14 protein-coding genes and 1 pseudogene are annotated in these 18,251 nt (G+C 40.3%); 9 read left to right on the top strand and 6 right to left on the bottom strand.

Annotated elements, in window-relative coordinates; genetic code table 11:
* Positions 1-264 precede the first annotated feature (264 nt).
* Entirely contained in the window at positions 265-1,128 is an 864-nt protein-coding gene (locus tag BP549_RS06705) for a helix-turn-helix transcriptional regulator (RefSeq protein WP_292379257.1), read from the bottom strand.
* 890 nt (positions 1,129-2,018) lie between these two features.
* Between BP549_RS06705 and BP549_RS06710 the strand changes: the two genes are divergently transcribed.
* Together BP549_RS06710 and BP549_RS06715 are read left to right on the top strand one after the other, a co-directional pair.
* Entirely contained in the window at positions 2,019-2,345 is a 327-nt protein-coding gene (locus tag BP549_RS06710) for a hypothetical protein (protein ID WP_292372381.1), read from the top strand.
* Positions 2,346-2,398: 53 nt separating this feature from the next.
* Positions 2,399-2,881: an Ig-like domain-containing protein gene (locus BP549_RS06715; protein WP_292379258.1), complete on the top strand. Its 483-nt coding sequence runs from the start codon at positions 2,399-2,401 to the stop codon at positions 2,879-2,881.
* Positions 2,882-3,149: 268 nt separating this feature from the next.
* Here the strand turns inward: BP549_RS06715 and BP549_RS06720 are convergent, their stop codons facing one another.
* Both BP549_RS06720 and BP549_RS06725 read right to left on the bottom strand, forming a co-directional pair.
* A complete protein-coding gene (locus BP549_RS06720; RefSeq protein WP_292379261.1) occupies positions 3,150-6,923 on the bottom strand; it encodes a hydantoinase B/oxoprolinase family protein in 3,774 nt (1,257 codons plus the stop codon).
* Between the two features lie 287 nt (positions 6,924-7,210).
* A complete protein-coding gene (locus BP549_RS06725) occupies positions 7,211-8,026 on the bottom strand; it encodes a GNAT family N-acetyltransferase (RefSeq protein ID WP_292379263.1) in 816 nt (271 codons plus the stop codon).
* A gap of 131 nt (positions 8,027-8,157) precedes the next feature.
* Between BP549_RS06725 and ade the strand changes: the two genes are divergently transcribed.
* Both ade and BP549_RS06735 read left to right on the top strand, forming a co-directional pair.
* Positions 8,158-9,825, top strand: coding sequence for an adenine deaminase (gene ade, locus BP549_RS06730; protein WP_292379266.1), 1,668 nt, complete (start codon positions 8,158-8,160; stop codon positions 9,823-9,825).
* A gap of 285 nt (positions 9,826-10,110) precedes the next feature.
* The gene (locus BP549_RS06735) at positions 10,111-10,248 is read left to right on the top strand and encodes a hypothetical protein (protein WP_292375538.1); all 138 of its coding nucleotides are present in this window, start codon (positions 10,111-10,113) and stop codon (positions 10,246-10,248) included.
* A gap of 207 nt (positions 10,249-10,455) precedes the next feature.
* Here BP549_RS06735 and BP549_RS06740 read toward each other — a convergent pair whose 3' ends face one another.
* A complete protein-coding gene (locus tag BP549_RS06740; protein ID WP_292379268.1) occupies positions 10,456-11,037 on the bottom strand; it encodes a DUF2121 domain-containing protein in 582 nt (193 codons plus the stop codon).
* Positions 11,038-11,358: 321 nt separating this feature from the next.
* Here BP549_RS06740 and BP549_RS06745 point away from each other — a divergent pair, with 321 nt between their 5' ends.
* From BP549_RS06745 to BP549_RS06755, 3 genes are all read left to right on the top strand, one after another.
* Positions 11,359-12,099, top strand: a complete 741-nt coding sequence (locus BP549_RS06745; protein WP_292379270.1) for an ABC transporter ATP-binding protein — start codon at positions 11,359-11,361, stop codon at positions 12,097-12,099.
* A 337-nt stretch (positions 12,100-12,436) separates the two neighbouring features.
* Positions 12,437-13,831, top strand: coding sequence for a COG1361 S-layer family protein (locus BP549_RS06750; protein WP_292379271.1), 1,395 nt, complete (start codon positions 12,437-12,439; stop codon positions 13,829-13,831).
* Between the two features lie 33 nt (positions 13,832-13,864).
* Positions 13,865-15,244, top strand: a complete 1,380-nt coding sequence (locus BP549_RS06755; RefSeq protein ID WP_292379272.1) for an ABC transporter permease — start codon at positions 13,865-13,867, stop codon at positions 15,242-15,244.
* Between the two features lie 133 nt (positions 15,245-15,377).
* Here the strand turns inward: BP549_RS06755 and BP549_RS15870 are convergent.
* A pseudogene (locus tag BP549_RS15870) lies at positions 15,378-15,547 on the bottom strand (zinc ribbon domain-containing protein); the annotation flags it as partial.
* 219 nt (positions 15,548-15,766) lie between these two features.
* Between BP549_RS15870 and BP549_RS06760 the strand changes: the two are divergent.
* Together BP549_RS06760 and BP549_RS06765 are read left to right on the top strand one after the other, a co-directional pair.
* Positions 15,767-16,273, top strand: coding sequence for a phosphate-starvation-inducible PsiE family protein (locus BP549_RS06760; RefSeq protein WP_292379274.1), 507 nt, complete (start codon positions 15,767-15,769; stop codon positions 16,271-16,273).
* Positions 16,274-16,607: 334 nt separating this feature from the next.
* The gene (locus tag BP549_RS06765) at positions 16,608-17,372 is read left to right on the top strand and encodes an endonuclease III domain-containing protein (protein ID WP_292379276.1); all 765 of its coding nucleotides are present in this window, start codon (positions 16,608-16,610) and stop codon (positions 17,370-17,372) included.
* 255 nt (positions 17,373-17,627) lie between these two features.
* Here the strand turns inward: BP549_RS06765 and BP549_RS06770 are convergent, their stop codons facing one another.
* On the bottom strand, positions 17,628-18,182 hold the full coding sequence (locus BP549_RS06770; protein ID WP_292379277.1) for a hypothetical protein: 555 nt from the start codon (positions 18,180-18,182) through the stop codon (positions 17,628-17,630).
* Positions 18,183-18,251 lie beyond the last annotated feature (69 nt).

An 18,251-nucleotide genomic window follows, 5' to 3' on the forward strand; every position in this document is an offset into this window, starting at 1 on the left:
CGATATCTGAGGGAGAATATAATACAGTTCTTGATAAATATCCTGGACTAAGCTAACCTGATAAGGGAAAAATATGCTTGCATCCGTCAAACTCTAACCGAATAAGAAAAGATCGAGACTGAGGAAGTGTGAGAAAAAATGACCACTCAGGACTAGAAAAATAGTAAGCGTGGTAATTAGGAGCATGTACCGACGGCTTTGAATATTAGAGTTAAAGACTAAGATGAAGAAATAAGTGAGTAAAATTCGTTTTACTCACATATTTTAATTGATCTTCGTTGAGCGGTCTATATAATACTGAGCCAGCTCGTTGCCCCACTCTATGGCACTCGGAGCAAAACTCGTGATCTTCCTATGATCGAACTCCCCGTCTTTTCCGAAGAGTTTCAGAAGCACGAAATTATCTGTAACCATGAAGGAAGAAGGCCTTATTTTACCTGAGTAAATATAAAGTGAAACTTTGTTTTTAAGCAGCACAGAATACTCTTCTTTAAAATCATTTTTCAGTCTATTATAGACTTTCTCATCGAGGATTAGGTGCACTTCTGCTCCATTTTCCGCGCAACTAGCCTGAATCGAAGGGCAGTCAGGACAGAAATATGAATAAAAAGATTTAATATTTTTTGAGCTCCTTAGCTTGTCACGCAAGTAATCAGGGAACTCAAAAAGGTGATCAAGATCAGGTTCATCCAAGTTACACTTTCCCAGCATATCGATTTTTTTGATTAATTGCTTAGGAATAGGAGACCTGTCATGCTTTGACCAATAGTCCTTGTTTCCCTCAAAAACGTCAAGAACGGATTTAAGAGGAAGCATTTTTTCAACGATTACTTCTCCTATATCCGAAAGTTGGTATACATTTCCCTTCTGCACTATCAGATCCATATCTTTTAGTTTTTTAATCTGCGGCATTAGAGCACAGGATTTTACGTTAAGAATTTCTTTAATCTCTTCAATATCCGTCGGTCCGTTAGCTAATTGAACGAGAAGGTTTTTTCTTTTCTCAGAGAAGAAAATCAGGTCTACAAGGGAACTCATATTTATCAGCTTCCAATTATTCGCATGTTGTCTAAACCGGACAAATTCGCCAGAACTTGTCCTAAACCCACCAGGATCCTGGAGCAGCATATTTTCAGCCTTGAGCCAGGAAATAACGCAATTAAGAGCGTTACATATCAATTGATAGCTATCACGTCAGTATTAGAAGCAATTAAGATTTTACTCTACTTTATCGGACCCTGATCAGAAATATCTGCGGGTGAACCAATAAAACGCTCTTGTCTTAAAAATATTGAATAGTTTTCAACCTGAACTATATAATATTGTAGAAATTGAATATAATTTTTGATGGCACATAATATAATATAAATCGCTGATATCCTATTTAAAATGAGACAATAAATAATAAACCAAAAATTATAAAGCCCACGCGCTCGATATTATTATTATTTTCAATTATACAAAATGTTTTATTGATCAATCATCCTACATTTTTATTACTCAGAAAGTTTTCTGGAGAAATTCAAATTCTTATTTTATTTCTTCAAGAATTTAAATCTTTTTCTCATTTCTTCAAAGACGTTCCATTCTACACAAATATTTCCACATCTCTCATTTCATATATTGGTTCCATCTGTACTTATTAATCTGTACTTATAATCTGCACTTATTAATCCGCACTTATTATATGGATCATATCTGTAACTAAATTCAGTGAAAGCTTGTCTTTTTACTGTTTCTAAAGATTTTTTTTCTTTACAGACTCTTAAAACAGTTTTTAATAAGGGCTACTGCACCATTTCCGATTGTTTTATGTTTTTTTCGTCGGGCATATGAAAGCATCACTAGTAAGGATTCAATAGAAAATTATTGAATATCTTCTATAGTTGTCGTTATATAATATGCGAGCTATAGGATATGTACAGGAGTATTAAATTCATTACTCCTCTTTCCGGACGAAATTACGATAAGGGGCTCTCCGGTAAGAGACAAATCATGGGGGTGCAAGATTGGAAAATATGAGAAAATACGGTAAGCTGTTGCTTAGTGCATATATAATGAAGAGAATGAAGTCAGGCAGATCTCCAAGGAGCAGGGAAACGATGCGTAAATATGCTAAGCTTGCCCTTGGCGCGTATCTCCTTAATAGACTCAGGTCAGAGAGGCTTGAAAAGGAAATAGAACCTGAAGAAATGATGCTTGGTGAAGAAGAAGCTGAAAAGGGTAAGGAGCCTTCAATGAAAATCGAAAAAATAATTCTGGGCGGTATTGTAGGCGCCACACTCCTATACGCTATTAAAAAGCTTGCTGAAAAAAAGAGAGGACATCAAATCGAAGTGGAATAAGCTTAGAGGAGGGTATAAACCTGTACAAAATGAGCAAATGGTGTAAACTCCTGTTGGGGGTATTTGCAGGAGCTGCCATTCTACATGTCGTTAAAAAACATATGTGCTTTAACAGGTTCCTTCCAGAAACTTTGAAACCGTTTTTCACTCCTTTTGAGCACAAGCAGGTTCCTCCTAAGGTAAAATCCATCTATCCTGATAGGCAAACATTTGCTTTCAGGCATGACTCACCTATCTGGATTGAATTCGATACACCTATGAACAATGCAACCATTACGAAAGAAACCGTAATAGTTAGAAGTTCTGCATCAAAAGAGCCTGTGGACGGATTACTGGACACAGGATCCAGAATGCTGATGTTCCGTCCTTATAAGGAATATCCTATGGATGAATCAGGTGCTGAGATAACAATCACTTTACTTGGAAGCGAAACCGGATCCGGATTCATAATGGATGAGCGCGGTATTGCTCTGGATGGGAATGAAGACGGCAAGCCTGGCGGAGATTTTGAATATACTTATAGAATTATAAAATAAATTATAAAATAAACTTTAAAATAAGCTTTAAAATAAACTTTAAAATAAACTCAAAATAAACTCAAAATAAAAGGGCTTATCCCAAAATCAATTTTACTTTCAAATCAATGAGAATTTCGGAACTAATTCATGATCCTAAAATCAATTGATAACTCCAAGATCAAGATTTAAATGTGATTTTGAGTTTTGGGATGAGTTTAAATTAATTTTTTTATTTTAATTTGTTCCAGTTTATTTCATCTTCTGTTCTTGTTTTAGTTCACAGTTTTCAGCCTCCCTTGCTCTCCTTTTCTCCATATCCCCCACCACCTGGAGTTTCGATCACAAAAAACTCGCCAGACTTCAGCTCAACTTCAGCCTGGCCTTCAATTTCGAGAACACTGCCGTCCCTGCGGATAAGTGCGTTTCTCCCGCATTTTCCAGGCATTCCGCCTTTGAGTCCGAAAGGTGGAAGTTTCCTATGGCTTGAAAGAATAGCAGCATTCATATCTTGCAGGAACCTGAGTTTTCGGACAACCCCGTTTCCCCCTTTAAATTTGCCGTCTCCGCCGCTTCCTTCCCTGATGGAAAATTCCTCTAATAACACCGGAAACCTTGTCTCAAGAATTTCAGGATCGGTAATCCTGGAATTGGTCATATGAGTGTGTACAGCATCCGTTCCTGAAAATCCCGAGCCTGCTCCCGAACCTCCGCAAACGGTCTCATAATACTGCAAATCGGCATTTCCGAAGGTGAAATTATTCATCGTACCCTGGGAAGCCGCAAGCGTGCCAAGAGCTCCGAAAAGGGCATCAACAATGTATTGTGAGGTTTCAACGTTACCTGCAACAACAGCAGCAGGCGGTTCGGGCCTGAGTAGAGAACCTTTGGGAATAATAATCTCAAGCGGCCTCAGACAGCCCGCGTTCAGGGGAATATCACTTTTTACAAGCGTTCTGAAAGCGTAAAGTACGGCAGCTATGCAAACCGATGCGGGAGCGTTGAAATTGTTTGAGAGCTGCGGAGAAGTACCTGTAAAATCGATTCTGGCACCCCGGTTTTTGCGGTCGATTGTTACCTTCACTTTAATAACGTTTCCATCGTCGAGTGAATAGGTGAATTCCCCGTCTGTAAGCCTGTCAATGACTCTTCTGACTGCTTCTTCAGCGTTATCCTGCACGTGTTCCATGTAAGCTTCAACTGTTTCAAGGGAAAACTCTTCGATCATTCTGCGCAGTTCGAAAAGCCCCTTCTCATTTGCTGCGATCTGGGCGCGGATATCTGCAAGATTCTGTTCAGGGTTTCTTGCAGGATATTTTCCCGAGCCCAGCCAGGCTTTTAGCTTTTCTTCACAGAAGCGGCCTTGATTTACGATTTTCGTGCCCTCGCTCAGCACCCCTTCTTCCTCAATGCTCCTGCTGCCTGGAGGCATGGAGCCAGGACTGATTCCTCCTACATCGGCATGATGACCTCTGGAAGCCAGATAGAACAGGATTTCCCCTGAACTTCCGAACATGGGGGTAACAACTGTGATATCAGGAAGATGAGTTCCTCCATGATATGGGGAGTTGATCAAATATACATCTCCTATATGCATCTCCTTTAATTTCGTTTGGATAAGGGCTTTTACGCATTCACCCATTGAGCCCAGGTGCACAGGGATATGAGGGGCATTTGCTACTAGATTTCCTTCTCTGTCAAAAAGGGCACAGGAGAAATCCAGTCTCTCCTTTATGTTTACCGAGTGCGCTGTGTTCTGAAGGGTAAAACCCATCTGCTCGGCAACAGACATGAATCTGTTATTGAAAATCTCAAGCATTACAGGATCAACATCGGTTCCTATAGCTCTAAGGGCTGAGAGTGGAATTTCTCGTTTAAGGAAAAGATGGTCGCGTTCAGTAATCGCGCCTTTCCAGTCGGGTTCGATGACAATAGTCGTGTTTTTCTCTATAAGCACCGCAGGTCCGCTTATACAAGTTCCGGGCTTAAGTTCCTCTCTCTGGAAAACCGGGGTCTCATGAAACTCTCCATCGCTGTACATCTGCACAGTAGCGACAGGAGATAAGATCGGATTCTCTTCTATTTCTAGCAGAGGGTCCAGAACCCTTTCATTAATTCCTATGGTTTCCACGGAAATGGCTTCAACAATCAGGGCTTTGCCTTCCATTATAAACCCGAAGCGCTTCCTGTGGTCTTTCTCAAAGTCTTTCCTGAGACCATCCTTGTCCGCAAAGTCGATAACAAGCTGCGTATCCGAGCCTGCATAACGCATATGCACCTTATAGAGTGCAGTAATTCGGGATTCCTTCATGCCCTGTTCGCGCATTAGCAGGCGGCCTTTGTGTTCAAGCCCAGAAAATACGGATTTCAAACTCTCTATTAATGCATCAGAGAGCTCGCTGCCAATATAACGTTCTTTTATAAGCCTCTGGTCTGCGAGTCCCATGCCGTATGCTGAGAGCACGCCCGCATACGGATGAATGAAAATGCTTTTGATTCCAAGACTGTCTGCGACCCTGCATGCATGCTGAGGAGCAGCGCCTCCGAAGCAGCAGAGGGTATATTCCTTTATGTTGTATCCCCTCTGGATTGAGATTTTCTTGATGGCATTGGCCATATTCTCAACCGCAACCGAAAGGAAGCCTTCGGATACCTGCTCAGGCGTCCGGATATTTCCTTCGTTTTTGCCTTTGCCTGAAACCCTTTCTGCAAGCTCTTCAAATTTCCTGCGAACAAGTTCGGAATCAAGGGGCTGGTTTGCCTCGGGCCCAAAGATTCTTGGGAAAAATTCAGGCTGCAATTTTCCAAGCATGACATTGCAGTCAGTAACCGTAAGCGGCCCACCTTTTCGGTAACACGCCGGCCCAGGGTCCGAGCCTGCCGAATCCGGACCTACCCTGAACCTACCTCCCTCATAGTGAAGTATGGAACCTCCACCTGCTGCAACCGTATGAATACGCATCATAGGCGAACGCAGGCGCACTCCTGCAATCTCAGTTTCAAGGCTTCTCTCGTATTCCCCACTGTACTGGGCTACATCCGTAGATGTGCCACCCATATCGAAAGTAATGATTTTTCTTGCTCCTGCCATTTCTGAGGTTGCAACTGCCCCAACGATTCCCCCAGCCGGCCCGGACAGGATACAGTCCTTGCCTTGAAAAGTTTCCGCATCCGTAAGCCCTCCGCTGGACTGCATGAACATAAGCCTGGGACTTCTTTTAACTTTGTTCTCTTTTCCGTCCCCACTATCATTTTTTGTCCCATTTCCATTTTCTTTTTCTGTCCCATCTTCACTTTCTTTTTCTGCACCGTCTCCACTATCTGTTTCTGTCCTATCCCCGTTTTCTTTTCCTTCACTTTCATCTTCCAGAGATTTCTGTACCATATTAACGTACCTGCGGAGCACAGGAGAGAGATATGCATCCACTACGGTTGTTTCCCCTCTACTTACTAGTTTTATTAACGGACTTGCCTGATGGGAGAGGGACACCTGCGTAAAACCGATTTCTCTGGCAAGCTTCCCGAGTTTGAGTTCATGCTCAGGGTACCTGTATGCATGCATAAGTACGATTGCAGCCGAACGAATTCCGGCTTCAAAAGCCGTTTCAAGCTCTTTTTTTGCGTTTTCAAGGTCAAGAGGTACAAGCTCTATTCCGTCGGCTCCGACCCTTCCAGAAACTTCAATAACTCTTTCATAAAGCTGCTCCGGAAGTTCGATCTTCTGAGCAAAAATATCCGGACGGTTCTGGTACCCGATTCTCAAAGCATCTCCGAACCCCCTGTTTATAACAAGCACAGTTCGTTCCCCTTTCCACTCAAGCAGAGCATTTGTGCCGACTGTTGTTCCCATTTTCACGGATTCTACGATTTCAGCAGGCAGGGGTTCATTTCCGGGCAGCCCGAGAATCTGCCGGATCCCGTGCATGGCTGCATCTTTATAGTGACATGGATCGTCGGAAAGAAGCTTGTACGTGATCAGTTTTCCATCAGGGCTGCGGGCTACGATATCAGTAAACGTGCCTCCGCGGTCTATCCAGAACTGCCATCCGGCTTTGGGGGACATGAAGGGAATAATTGTAGAGGTGGTATTAATTGTTAATCAGGAGTTTGAGGTTTCAACCTGATTTCACTAAATTTGGAATTTATTTTTCAAAACGACTGCGAGAGATTTGTATTTTTGATAAGGAGATTCAAATAAAATAGAAAAGCTTTTGGAGTTAAAGTATAAAGAGAAAGAAAGCTTGGCAGAACTTATAATAAATTTGCCAAATGGCTTGCGATGCCTCAGGTTCCAGATTTATTTCTTGGGAAATAATTTGTTCTATTTTCACAGGTCGACATCAAAAATCTTCACCCAAGTTCAAAAGTCGTGACCCCGTAAACCTTTTCAAGGTTTATATCAGGTTCTTCCCGGCTGTACATCCGGATAGTTTTGAACATTACAGTCATTCCATATTTATTGGCAATTTCCATTGCTTTTTTATTTGGTTCCGGAACATCCAGATATATGGCTTCATTCGAAGCAGAAGCCTTGAGAGCCAGGAAGATTTTCTCTGCTATTATCGGGTCATCTGCGAAAAGAGGGCCTATCTTGTATCCGTTCTGGCATTTCCTTATAACGCCGTATCCTTTTAGCTTTCCAGCTTCAACGGCTGCAAAGGCATAAGAATCAGGTTGTTTAATCCAGTTTTCCAGAAAAGTAGACCTTGGAGCTGGAAACATTTCCCTGTCGTACTCCAGCAGGCTTTCAAACGGCACGTCTGAAATTTTCACAAGCCCATCCGGAACTTTTCCGCCACCTTTTCCTTCAAAACGCAGGTTGCTGTAAAAGGACTTGAACTTCATAAGTTCCTGGTACTTCTTTTCGTTTTCCACTACCCCATCAAGCCCGATATTCCTGTTTCCCAGATGTTCCAGGCATTTTTCAGTTAATTTAATCCCAACTCCTTTTTCCCTGAATTCGGGTTTAACCACATAGAGGCCAAGAAAACCGAAAGAATCATCATATGCGACAGCAGAGGCACAACCTATGGGCTCTCCTTCAATTTCTGCAATAAAAAAACCGTCAGGATCGGTTTCGTAGAAAATTTCCCCGTCATAGATTCCAGGGTTCCATCCTTCGCCGGCTGCCATTTGGATAGCGAATTCGGCCTCATCGCGTTTCATTTTCCGAATCTTTAGCCCTTGGATCTCCATATGACTTTTTCTCATGTATTATTGTACTTTTGGATTCTATTTATATCTCATTCATCAACTTATTTGAAAAAATTTATAAATTTACCTTGCAATGAATCACCATGCAAAAGTACCAGGGAATTATTGTTGATGCAGTTTCCAGGCGACAGTTCAAAGGTGAAATCACCGTTGAAAATGGGAAGATTCTCAGTATAGAGGAAAAGGAGCACGATAGTGAGCAGTATATCCTTCCAGGGCTTGTAGACGCCCACGTGCATATTGAGAGTTCGATGACCGTGCCTTCGGTTTTTGCCCGGATGGCGGTTGCAAGAGGTACGGTTGCAGTAGTTAGCGACCCTCATGAGATTGCAAACGTTATGGGAGAAGAAGGCATTGATTATATGCTTGAGGATGCCAGAAAAGTGCCTCTGAAGGCCTTTTTCGGAGTACCCTCATGTGTACCGGCTACTCCTTTTGAATCCGCTGGGGCGGTGCTGGACGCAGAGGCTGTTGACCGATTGCTGGCAAGAGAAGACCTTCACTACCTTTCGGAGATGATGAACTTCCCGGGTGTGATCCTTGAATTCCCTGATGTAATGGCAAAACTGGAGTCCGCTAAAAAGTACGGCAAAGTTATAGATGGACACGCTCCTGGTTTGAGGGGAGCCGACCTTCAGAAATACGTGTGTGCAGGAATTTCCACAGACCACGAATCTTTTACTTATGAAGAAGCAGTTGAGAAAATAAAGCTCGGTATGAAAATACTGATTCGAGAGGGAAGTTCAGCCCGGAATTTCGACACTATATACATTTTGATAGACGAATATCCCGAATCGGTTATGCTCTGCACCGACGACTCTCATCCTGATACTCTGATATATGAGGGGCATATCGACAAGCTTCTCAGGCGGGGACAGGAAAAAGGACTTGACATTTATAATCTCATAAGGGCAGCTGTGATCAATCCGGTGGAACACTATAGGCTTAACGTCGGGCTGCTGCGCGAGGGAGACCCTGCCGATTTTATTATTGTGGACGACATCAAGTCGTTCAATGTGCTGAAGACCTTTATTGACGGAAATTGTGTTTGCGATAACGGAAAAGTCCTTTTTTCAGTTGAAAAAACTCCTGCAAAAAACGTGTTCAACCGAGGCAAAATTTCGATTGGTGATGTAAAACTGTTCTTGCCTGCTTCTGAAAATAACGAGGAACAGATGGAAAAACAGATGAAAAAAATCCGGGTAATAGTCGCTCAGGACGGAGAACTGGTCACAGGCCAGGAATTGGCCCTTCCAAAGATAGAAAAAGGAAATCTGGTTTCGGACACTGACCGGGATATTTTGAAAATGGTTGTCCTGAGCAGGTATGCTGATGATCCTGTTCAGATTGGTTTCATAAAGAATATAGGCCTGAAAAATGGGGCTATTGCGAGCAGCATTGCCCACGACAGTCATAATATTATTGCAGTCGGAGCAACGGATGAGGACATCGTTAGAGCTGTCAACAGATTGGTGGAAAATCGAGGAGGGATCGTTGTTGGGACCGCAGAAAATCTTCTTGATCTCCCACTGGAGGTTTCAGGTCTCATGAGCACTCTGGACGGAAAAGAAGTAGCTGCAAGGTACGAGCAGTTAAATGAAGAAGCTAGGAAGTTGGGAACTTCGCTTACGTCGCCTTTTATGACACTTTCATTTATGTCGCTTCTGGTAATTCCTGAACTCAAATTGAGTGATAAAGGCCTGTTCAATGTGACAAAATTTGAATTTGTTGAGCTTTTTGCAGATGAATAAGCAAAGATGCAGGCAGAAAGTCCTAGCAGGGAGATCTTCTGCCTTTTTCAATTATTTCCTCTGCTTTTTCAGTTATTTCTTTTACTTACTCAGCTATTTCGGTCCTTTGTTTATTTTCTTCACTGCATAAACGTCTACTAAATATCATTTTTAACATTAATTTATCTTTTTAACATTAAACTTATTTTTCTATTGACTTTTTGCTTATATTAATATATGAGAAGGTGCAATAATAAATTGGGGTGAATTATTATGCACAAAAGCACGAAAATGGTGGGTTTTATCTTGGTAACAGCAGGGCTTGCTTATGCTATAAAAAAGATGATGCATAACAGAGAAGATTGCTCTGGTTGGCATAAAATAAAAGTGGAAGATGAAAAAAGAACTGGTTCAAGGTATGGTTCCAATCCAGTTAAATACTAAATTAACATAATATATTTACTTTTACTTTTTTAAAATCTATATATTTAGCATTTAGACTTAAATTTCATTGAGTAGCATAACTAAACATGTTTCTGTTTTTTGTAGAGAATCAGCATGTAAAGCAGCTTTGATTGAAATTACCTGAAGTACTAAGTTAAATAACAAAAGCGAGAAAACTTAGAGGAACTAATTGTTTTTTCTATTTTTTTAGTCTTGTCGATCCTTCTCTACAATTTTTAAAACGTCAACGTTTGAAGTAGTCTGAATCAAAAAGAACTGCTTGCTCACAGAAGCAGTTTTCCTGGCTGCGGTTTCCATGCAGAGCATGAGAATTTTTACGGCATCCTGGAAAGTGCTTTTCTTCGTCCAGTTGTCCTTGAAGCATTTATTGGTTACCTGCTTCGTGAAATCATTTCCGAGAACTATCAGGTTGCTTCCCTTTGCGTGTGAGGTTAAGGTTATTTCGGAGTCCCTTAGCTCGGCAATAGCGTAATTTCCGGCTGAGGCATAAAGTCTTCTTTTCTTAACTACCCCGCCTTCAATTGAGGAGACTTCTCCTATTAAAATGCCGTCTCTCTCCGAGATTTTGCTCTTGCAGTCAGTGACCGTTATGCCGACCCCGAATTCTCGAACTTTTTTTGCGAGTTCGTCATCTGTGACAATTATCCCGCTGTAAAGCTCCTTTTCAAGCTTTTCCCTATCCGGCTTCTCTCCTTCAAATGTTATTTCACGCAGGTCTCCAGTCATTACTGCACCGTTTTTCCCAATAAAAGCTATAACAAGGGTCATTTTTCAGGTTCCTGTATTTTGATATTTCTCGTCTCTTAATATTTCTCACTTTGACTTAGTTCAGTTTTTGAGTAAGATTTATCATTGTACAAATTAATGTCTACTCCATAAAAAGCTATCAATTAAATATTACATAAACTCAAGAGCGGTTAATTATATCCAATAATAATTGACATTTTGATTTTATTAAAGGTCAACTATATACAATTTTCAGTTCCAGTCCTATTATATATGAAATTATTCTTTTTAGATCAAGCAGAAAGAATATAAATTTTTAAACAATCAATATATTTACATTTGTACGTCTTTCAGGAGAAAAATATGGAAAATATACTGATTACCTTTAGGAATGTCTGGAAAACTTATCAGATGGGGGAAGTCCAGGTCAATGCCCTGAAAGATGTGAACGTGAAATTCAAGAAGGGAGAATTCGCCGCAATAATCGGGCCCTCAGGAAGTGGGAAATCCACAATGATGAACCTAGTGGGCTGCCTTGATACTCCTACAAAAGGTGAAATTTTCCTTAAAGGCCGGAATATAGCCCGGCTTGAAGAATCAGACCTTGCGGCCCTGAGAGGTAAGACAATTGGGTTTGTTTTTCAGCAGTACAACCTTATTCCTGGTATGACTGCACTCGAAAACGTGCTTTTACCTCTTGAAATCCAGGAAATTGACGATCGAATGGCAGAAAAAAGGGCAAAGAAATTGCTTACACTTTTAGGGCTCTCGGATAAAATTCAGTACAAACCCTCTCAACTTTCAGGCGGACAGCAACAGAGAGTTTCGATTGCAAGAGCTCTGGCCTGTAACCCTGAGGTTATCCTCGCAGACGAGCCAACAGGGGCTCTGGATAGCGTTACCGGAAAAGAATTGCTGGCAATTCTATACAGGCTCTGGAAAGAGGAAGGTAAAACAATAGTTATGGTTACGCACGATCTGCACCTTGCAAGGTATGCAAGAAGGCACATCGAACTAAAGGATGGAAGAATCATCAGGGATGATGTGAATGAAGAAAAACTTGACCCAGAAACTCATCACGAGATACCTGAAAGCGAAACCTGAAAGAAAAGCTATGGGGACGTTTTAATAAACAACTAAGATCATATCCAGACTAAGTCTTGGTTATTCATATTAATTCAAGATTACTCAGATTAACTTTAACATATCATGACAAATTATGATCATTTAGACTAAAATATAATTATTAAGGCTAAATTTAGGTCATTTGAGATTATTTCAGGCTATTTCAGTATAAACTGAGGTTATTTAAGATTATTTGATATTATTGGATCATTTCGTTAATCGGATTTATCTAAACTCTATTCGAACCATATATACCCGATAAAATCTTTTTGGACCTTCTTTAGAGGTATGAAATCAGTAAAATGAGGAATTTTAAATGGGTTTTAAACTTACAGGTTTTATTTGCTTGCTCTTACTGCTTGCTTCATGCGTTCAACCTGTCCTTGCAGAGGATAGTTCTGAAACTGAGAGCACTGAGGATGAGAGCACTGAGAATAAGAGCACTTCAAATATTGGTTCGGGTCTTGATAAAGGCTTAACTCTTGACCTGCTCAACCAGGACCCTGATCCGGTAAAACCAGGGGATGTCCTTGAAATCAGGCTCTCAATTCAGAATACTGGATATGAGGACCTGGATAATTGTGTTTTGGAGATCAAACCAGAATATCCTTTTAAGGCTATTGCCGGCGAGAAACTTGTACAAAATATAGGCACTTTGGGAAAGCGCTATGAGGACAACCGCCAAAAGGTCGTAAAATTCAAACTCGGGCTTGATAATAACATCAACGAAGGCAAATATCCTCTTAAAGTGTACGTTTACGCAGATGGAAATAAAAACAGGTTTTCCCTTACAAAAGATTTCGATATAGAAATTGATAGCGAATCAAATGCTGAAATTGAATATATCAGTGTCGAAAAAATGGTACCAGGGCAGAAAACCGATCTCGTTTTCGGCATAAAGAACGTGGGAAATTCTCCCCTGAAAAATGCGATGTTTTCCTGGGAATCTACTAATGACGTAATCCTGCCTGTGGGTTCAAGCAATGTTAAACACATTAACCTGATTGACATTGGAGACACTGAAAATGCCAGCTTTGAAGTCCTGACAAACGTCAATACAAAGCCAGGCCTGTATAAGCTGAATATGGTGCTCACTTATGATGATGTTGAAGAACTCCAGACTATCACTGAGGCAGGCACTGTAGAAAACCAGAAGCGAAAAGAGATTAAAAGCAAAGCTGGAATCTATATCGGAGGCACGACGGATTTTGATGTCGCGTTCATGGAAAGAAGCCAGACCGGTGCATACACTTTTTCAATCTCGAACATCGGAAACAATGCGGCAAATTCAGTGAAGATTTCTATCCCCCAACAGGCAAACTGGACTATTGCGGATGGCAGCAGTAACTCCGTAGTTCTCGGAAACCTGCAAAAGGGAGACTATACAACCGCTGATTTCAACCTGAAGCCGGCAAAGATCGGAGAAGATCTACCTATAAAATTTGAAATCAGCTACACCTCAAATGATGGAATCAGACAGGTTGAGGAAATAGAGCTCTCCCTTTATTCCTCAACTTTTACCCCATCAACCGAGGCTGGCATTTCGGAAGAGAGAAATTCGAGCTCACTGGCATATAAAGCCGGATTCGCTATGCTTGTCTTTGTAGCGTGCGGCGCCGTGATCTATAAAAAGCGTCAAAAGAAGTTAAAAATGGAAAGCGCTCAGGAAAATGAGCTTAATGAGATGAAAGCCGAGGATCGGGACAGGTAAATCGAAAGAATGCGGAAATGGGGTAACTGTTCCATGAAGCCGGGAAAGATTTTAAAAATCGCCTTTAGTATGGTCAAAGCCAATAAACTTAGGAGCTGGCTGACCATTATAGGAATAATAATAGGCATTGCCTCGGTAATGGCGATTGTCACTACAGGGGAGTACTTCGAGAAAGAGGTGACTGAAACTCTCGAAGGCTTCGGGGGCGATACTATTACAATCGTAGCTTCAACCCCTTTCGAGTTAATGAACGATGAAAACTTCATAGTAGAGTACTCGGAAAATTCTGAGGAAAATTCAGAAATTTCGCTCGAGAATTCGGAGACGAATGCAGAAGCCAAAGAGGACAAAGACGAAGTTAAGACCGAAACATCCGAGCCTGTCGAATTTGAACCGGTGACTGAGAGTCAACTCACAAGGATGGATGTATTTGCCCTGCGAAGTATTCCTGCTATCGAATATATCAATGTCAATGTTGAAAAGGATCCAGAACTAAAGCTCGGAGGCAAAAGTACCACTGTCTGGGTTACAGGCGTGGACCCTGCAGTCTGGTCAAAAATGACAAAAAAAGATTTAGAGCAGGGTAGAATGCTACAAGCCGGGGATAGGAACGTTGTTGTTCTTTCAAACGAGCTTGCAAAGGGGACTTTTGACAATGAAATTCGGCTCAACCAGATAATTCTGTTAAACGACAGGTCATACAGAGTCGTCGGGATTCTGGCAAAAGGTGGTGGGCTCCTTGGGGGCCTTACCGGACTTTTCGGGAGCAGTATCTACATGCCTTACCAGAATGCATATGACCTTTCTAGCAACGAGGATTCTTCTGAGACTGAAACGGATGTCTATAGCACAATAGAAGTGAAACTTTACAAAGGGGCTGATTACAATTCGACTCTTCAGGAAATCGAGAATAAATTGAGGATCTCAAGAAGAGTCAATGAAGATACCCAGGACTTCTATGTTAATTCCAACAAAGAAGTAATAGAAAGTACCAGAAAGATGATTAATGGTCTTACAATTTTCCTGGCATTTATTGCAGGGATTTCACTCCTTGTAGGTTCTACAGGGATTGCTAATACTATGTTTACATCTGTCCTCGAAAAAACGAAAGAGATCGGAATCATGAAAGCCATAGGAGCAAAAAATCGGGATATAATGCTGATCTTTCTTTGCAATTCCGCAATGATAAGCCTTGTAGGTGGAATTATAGGCATTCTCCTGGGTACAGTTGCAGTGCAGGCAGTGCTTTTCTTCATATCTATTAAAATGAACACTCCCTTCGAATTCGCCCTTAGCCTTAAAGCTACCTTTATTTCGACCTTCGTTTCCATTGTTGTAGGCTTGATTGCAGGTCTAGTGCCTGCAAAGAATGCCTCGGAACTGAAACCCGTGGATGCATTGAGATATGAATGAACTGTTAGAAAGAAGAATATCGCGAACCTCTCGCTGAATTCTTCGCCTTTCGGTTCAGTTTCAAGGGAGAAGTTTCCTGGTTCATCCCTCTCTTTTTTGAGAACAAGTCCCCAAGCCCCGAGTTCTACAGGTGTCAGATAACTATAAGATTTTGATCTTGAAGTGAGATTTTTGATATTGATTGCAGCATTGATGTCCTATCATTTTTTGTTTTACAATCAGAGCATTCCCTTCTCTAGCATCAAGAGTCAGGTTAGAGTTATAATATCCGCAAACGCTACAAAGTTTAGAAGAAGGCTCAAACACTTTCCGGATTTCGCCGGAAAGTGTAGAGGAAGGGAACTTCCAGCCTTAGAGTTAAATAGGCCATTTTACCTGAAAGGATCGTCTCAGAAAATATAGAGGGACAGGAAAGGAGATAATTGTAAATCAAGAACTATATTTCTTGAATAAATCCTAAGAATTATATGAAAAACTATATATAGGGTCTAAAATATGAGAGCCAGTGGATTAGGAGATAAAATGAACAGTATTAAATTATTTAAGAAAGTCACTGATAGTATCAGTATAATCTTTCTTTATATACTACTTCTGGCTCTAGTTATGGGAATGGTAAAGACCTTGCTGGATATCCGTTCCATTATTTTTGAGTCTCTTGAAAGTGGATTCAGCCACATAGTAACAAGTGTACTGACTGTCTTTATTGTAATTGACCTTTTCAAAGTTTTTGTTGATTACCAGGAGAATGACAGGATCAGGCTTACGGATCTCACAGATGCCACAATTTTTATAGTCCTGCGTGAAATTGCTGTAGGCCTCTATTCAAAGGAATTCGGGTATGAATTTATTATAAGTCTGGCGGCTTTACTGTTTGTACTCAGTATAATGAGAGTGCTTGCCATCAAATATTCCCCCGCAAAACCTAAGGGATCTGGATCTTCGACTGCTGTGCAGAGTGAAGGACAACCTGTAAAACAGGGCGTTAGCGCCATTTTAGATAAGTGCAAAACTGCTTCTGAAAGCAATTAATTCCTTTTTGAAAGCATTTGAACAATTTTCCTCTGTCTCTAGAAGACAGAAAAAATATTTTTTTCTTTTTAATTACACAGATAAAGACCAATTTGAAAATAATTTTTGGTTATGCAGACTAAGTAAAGTTAGCAAAATTAGTAAAGTTAGTAATTTGATAAAGTAAGTAATTTAATAAGGTAACTAAATTAGTAAAGTAACTAAATTAGTAAAGTAACTAAATCAGTAAAGTAACTAAATTAGCAAAATTCACAAAGTTCGGAAAATGAAAATGTATAAAGGGTAATCCTGAAATAAAAAAGTTTTAAATTATTCTTGAGTATGAGATGTTTTAATGAAAAAGAGTGCTCAAAATATCAGTACTGAAGAAAAAACGGTCAAAAAAGTGGCCAAGCCTGTTATCATGAAGATATACGATTGTCTTCTTGCCTCCTACGGTCCTCAGGGCTGGTGGCCTTTAATTGAACTTCGTGACGCCGGCGGGACAAATCCTACAAAAACCGGCTCTGTCCAGGGATATCACCCTGCAGATTATAGCTACCCGCAGACCAGAAACCAGCAGTTTGAGATTATCTGCGGAGCTCTGCTTACGCAAAATACGAGCTGGATACAGGTTGAAAAAGCTCTCCTGAACCTTAAACAGATAGATTCACTTTCCTCTGGATCTATTCATTCTCTTGACCCTGAAACCTTAAAAGAAGCTGTCAGGCCGGCAGGTTATTACAACCAGAAAGCAGTACGACTGAAAACTCTTGCCTGCTGGTTTTCGGAACTTGGAGGCCGGATTCCTGCTCGGGAAGAACTCCTTTCTTTAAAAGGCGTGGGCCCTGAAACTGCTGATTCGATCCTGCTCTATGCCTTCAAACAGCCTTCTTTTGTTGTTGATGCGTATACTAAAAGAATAGTAACAAACCTGGGCCTTGCTGATGAGAAGGCAAGTTATAATGAAATCAAAGCCCTGTTTGAAGAAAATTTGCCTGAAGACTTGGCTATCTACCAGGAATATCATGCTCTGCTCGTGGAGCATGCCAAAAGATATTATCAGAAAAAAAGCATTCAGGATAATGATATTTTACTAAAGGATATCTTATTAAATTAATATATAACCTTTAATTATATTTGACATCAGACGACACTCTATTAAACTTTTTATTGAGCTCATTCTAAAACCAATTTTATCCTCTGTAATATTCAGAAACTTTTTTCTAGCCAGAAAATCGAATTGATTATTTCAAATTCGGGATTAAGAGATAAATGATTTAGAGTTTTGGAATCGGTTCGTTATAATATTTACCTTAAAAAAGCTATATTTATACATAAGTTAAGTGTAAAGTTCAAGGAATATTCGCAAAAATTATTCAACCTTTAGTTCCATGTTTAGCTCTATGAACCGTTTCTGCAGAAATTCAATATCTTGGCTTACCAGATCTAACAATTTTTTAGATCCGCTTTTAGATCCATCGTGTGTTTGGATATATTTTTCAAAGATAGATCGCACCTCTGGTTCAGCTAGATGTTTATGACCATTTATTTCAGCTATCCTTCGAGTCTTTATTCGACTGATGACATTTTCATCATATGAAGCTAGTAGATCGTGAAGTGGTAAATAAAACAGATCTATGCTCTGTTCAATATGTTTAAGTTCTTCCTGTTTTTGTCTGATTTTATCTTCTGTTAAATAATTAATAAGATTTTTATAATTATAAATAACTGAATTTAAAATAATAACAGTTACTAGAAAAAATAACAATATAACCATAATTGTTCCTGAATCCATTCCTTTATATACCGCATATATAAGAAACAAAGCTTCAATTACAAACGTTAAACCATACAAGTATAGCATTTTTTTATAACTCTTTATGTCATTGTTAATATTTCTATGATAGATAGCCCGCAAGCCAGTCACAAATAATCACCACTCAAACAATAAAAAACATCTACTTGATGAGAAATAGTTTTAGTATTTTTAATAATG

The sequence above is a fragment of the Methanosarcina sp. UBA289 genome, from assembly GCA_002496565.1.
Lineage (GTDB): Archaea > Halobacteriota > Methanosarcinia > Methanosarcinales > Methanosarcinaceae > Methanosarcina.

Coding starts and splice junctions, on each gene's coding strand:
- BP549_RS06720 (WP_292379261.1), bottom strand. CDS start 6,923: ATGTCCCCCAAAGCCGGATGGCAGTTCTGGATAGACCGCGGAGGCACG.
- ade (WP_292379266.1), top strand. CDS start 8,158: ATGCAAAAGTACCAGGGAATTATTGTTGATGCAGTTTCCAGGCGACAG.
- BP549_RS06765 (WP_292379276.1), top strand. CDS start 16,608: ATGAAAAAGAGTGCTCAAAATATCAGTACTGAAGAAAAAACGGTCAAA.
- BP549_RS06745 (WP_292379270.1), top strand. CDS start 11,359: ATGGAAAATATACTGATTACCTTTAGGAATGTCTGGAAAACTTATCAG.
- BP549_RS06705 (WP_292379257.1), bottom strand. CDS start 1,128: ATGCTGCTCCAGGATCCTGGTGGGTTTAGGACAAGTTCTGGCGAATTT.
- BP549_RS06755 (WP_292379272.1), top strand. CDS start 13,865: ATGAAGCCGGGAAAGATTTTAAAAATCGCCTTTAGTATGGTCAAAGCC.
- BP549_RS06725 (WP_292379263.1), bottom strand. CDS start 8,026: ATGAAACGCGATGAGGCCGAATTCGCTATCCAAATGGCAGCCGGCGAA.
- BP549_RS06760 (WP_292379274.1), top strand. CDS start 15,767: ATGAACAGTATTAAATTATTTAAGAAAGTCACTGATAGTATCAGTATA.
- BP549_RS06710 (WP_292372381.1), top strand. CDS start 2,019: ATGAGAAAATACGGTAAGCTGTTGCTTAGTGCATATATAATGAAGAGA.
- BP549_RS06750 (WP_292379271.1), top strand. CDS start 12,437: ATGGGTTTTAAACTTACAGGTTTTATTTGCTTGCTCTTACTGCTTGCT.
- BP549_RS06740 (WP_292379268.1), bottom strand. CDS start 11,037: ATGACCCTTGTTATAGCTTTTATTGGGAAAAACGGTGCAGTAATGACT.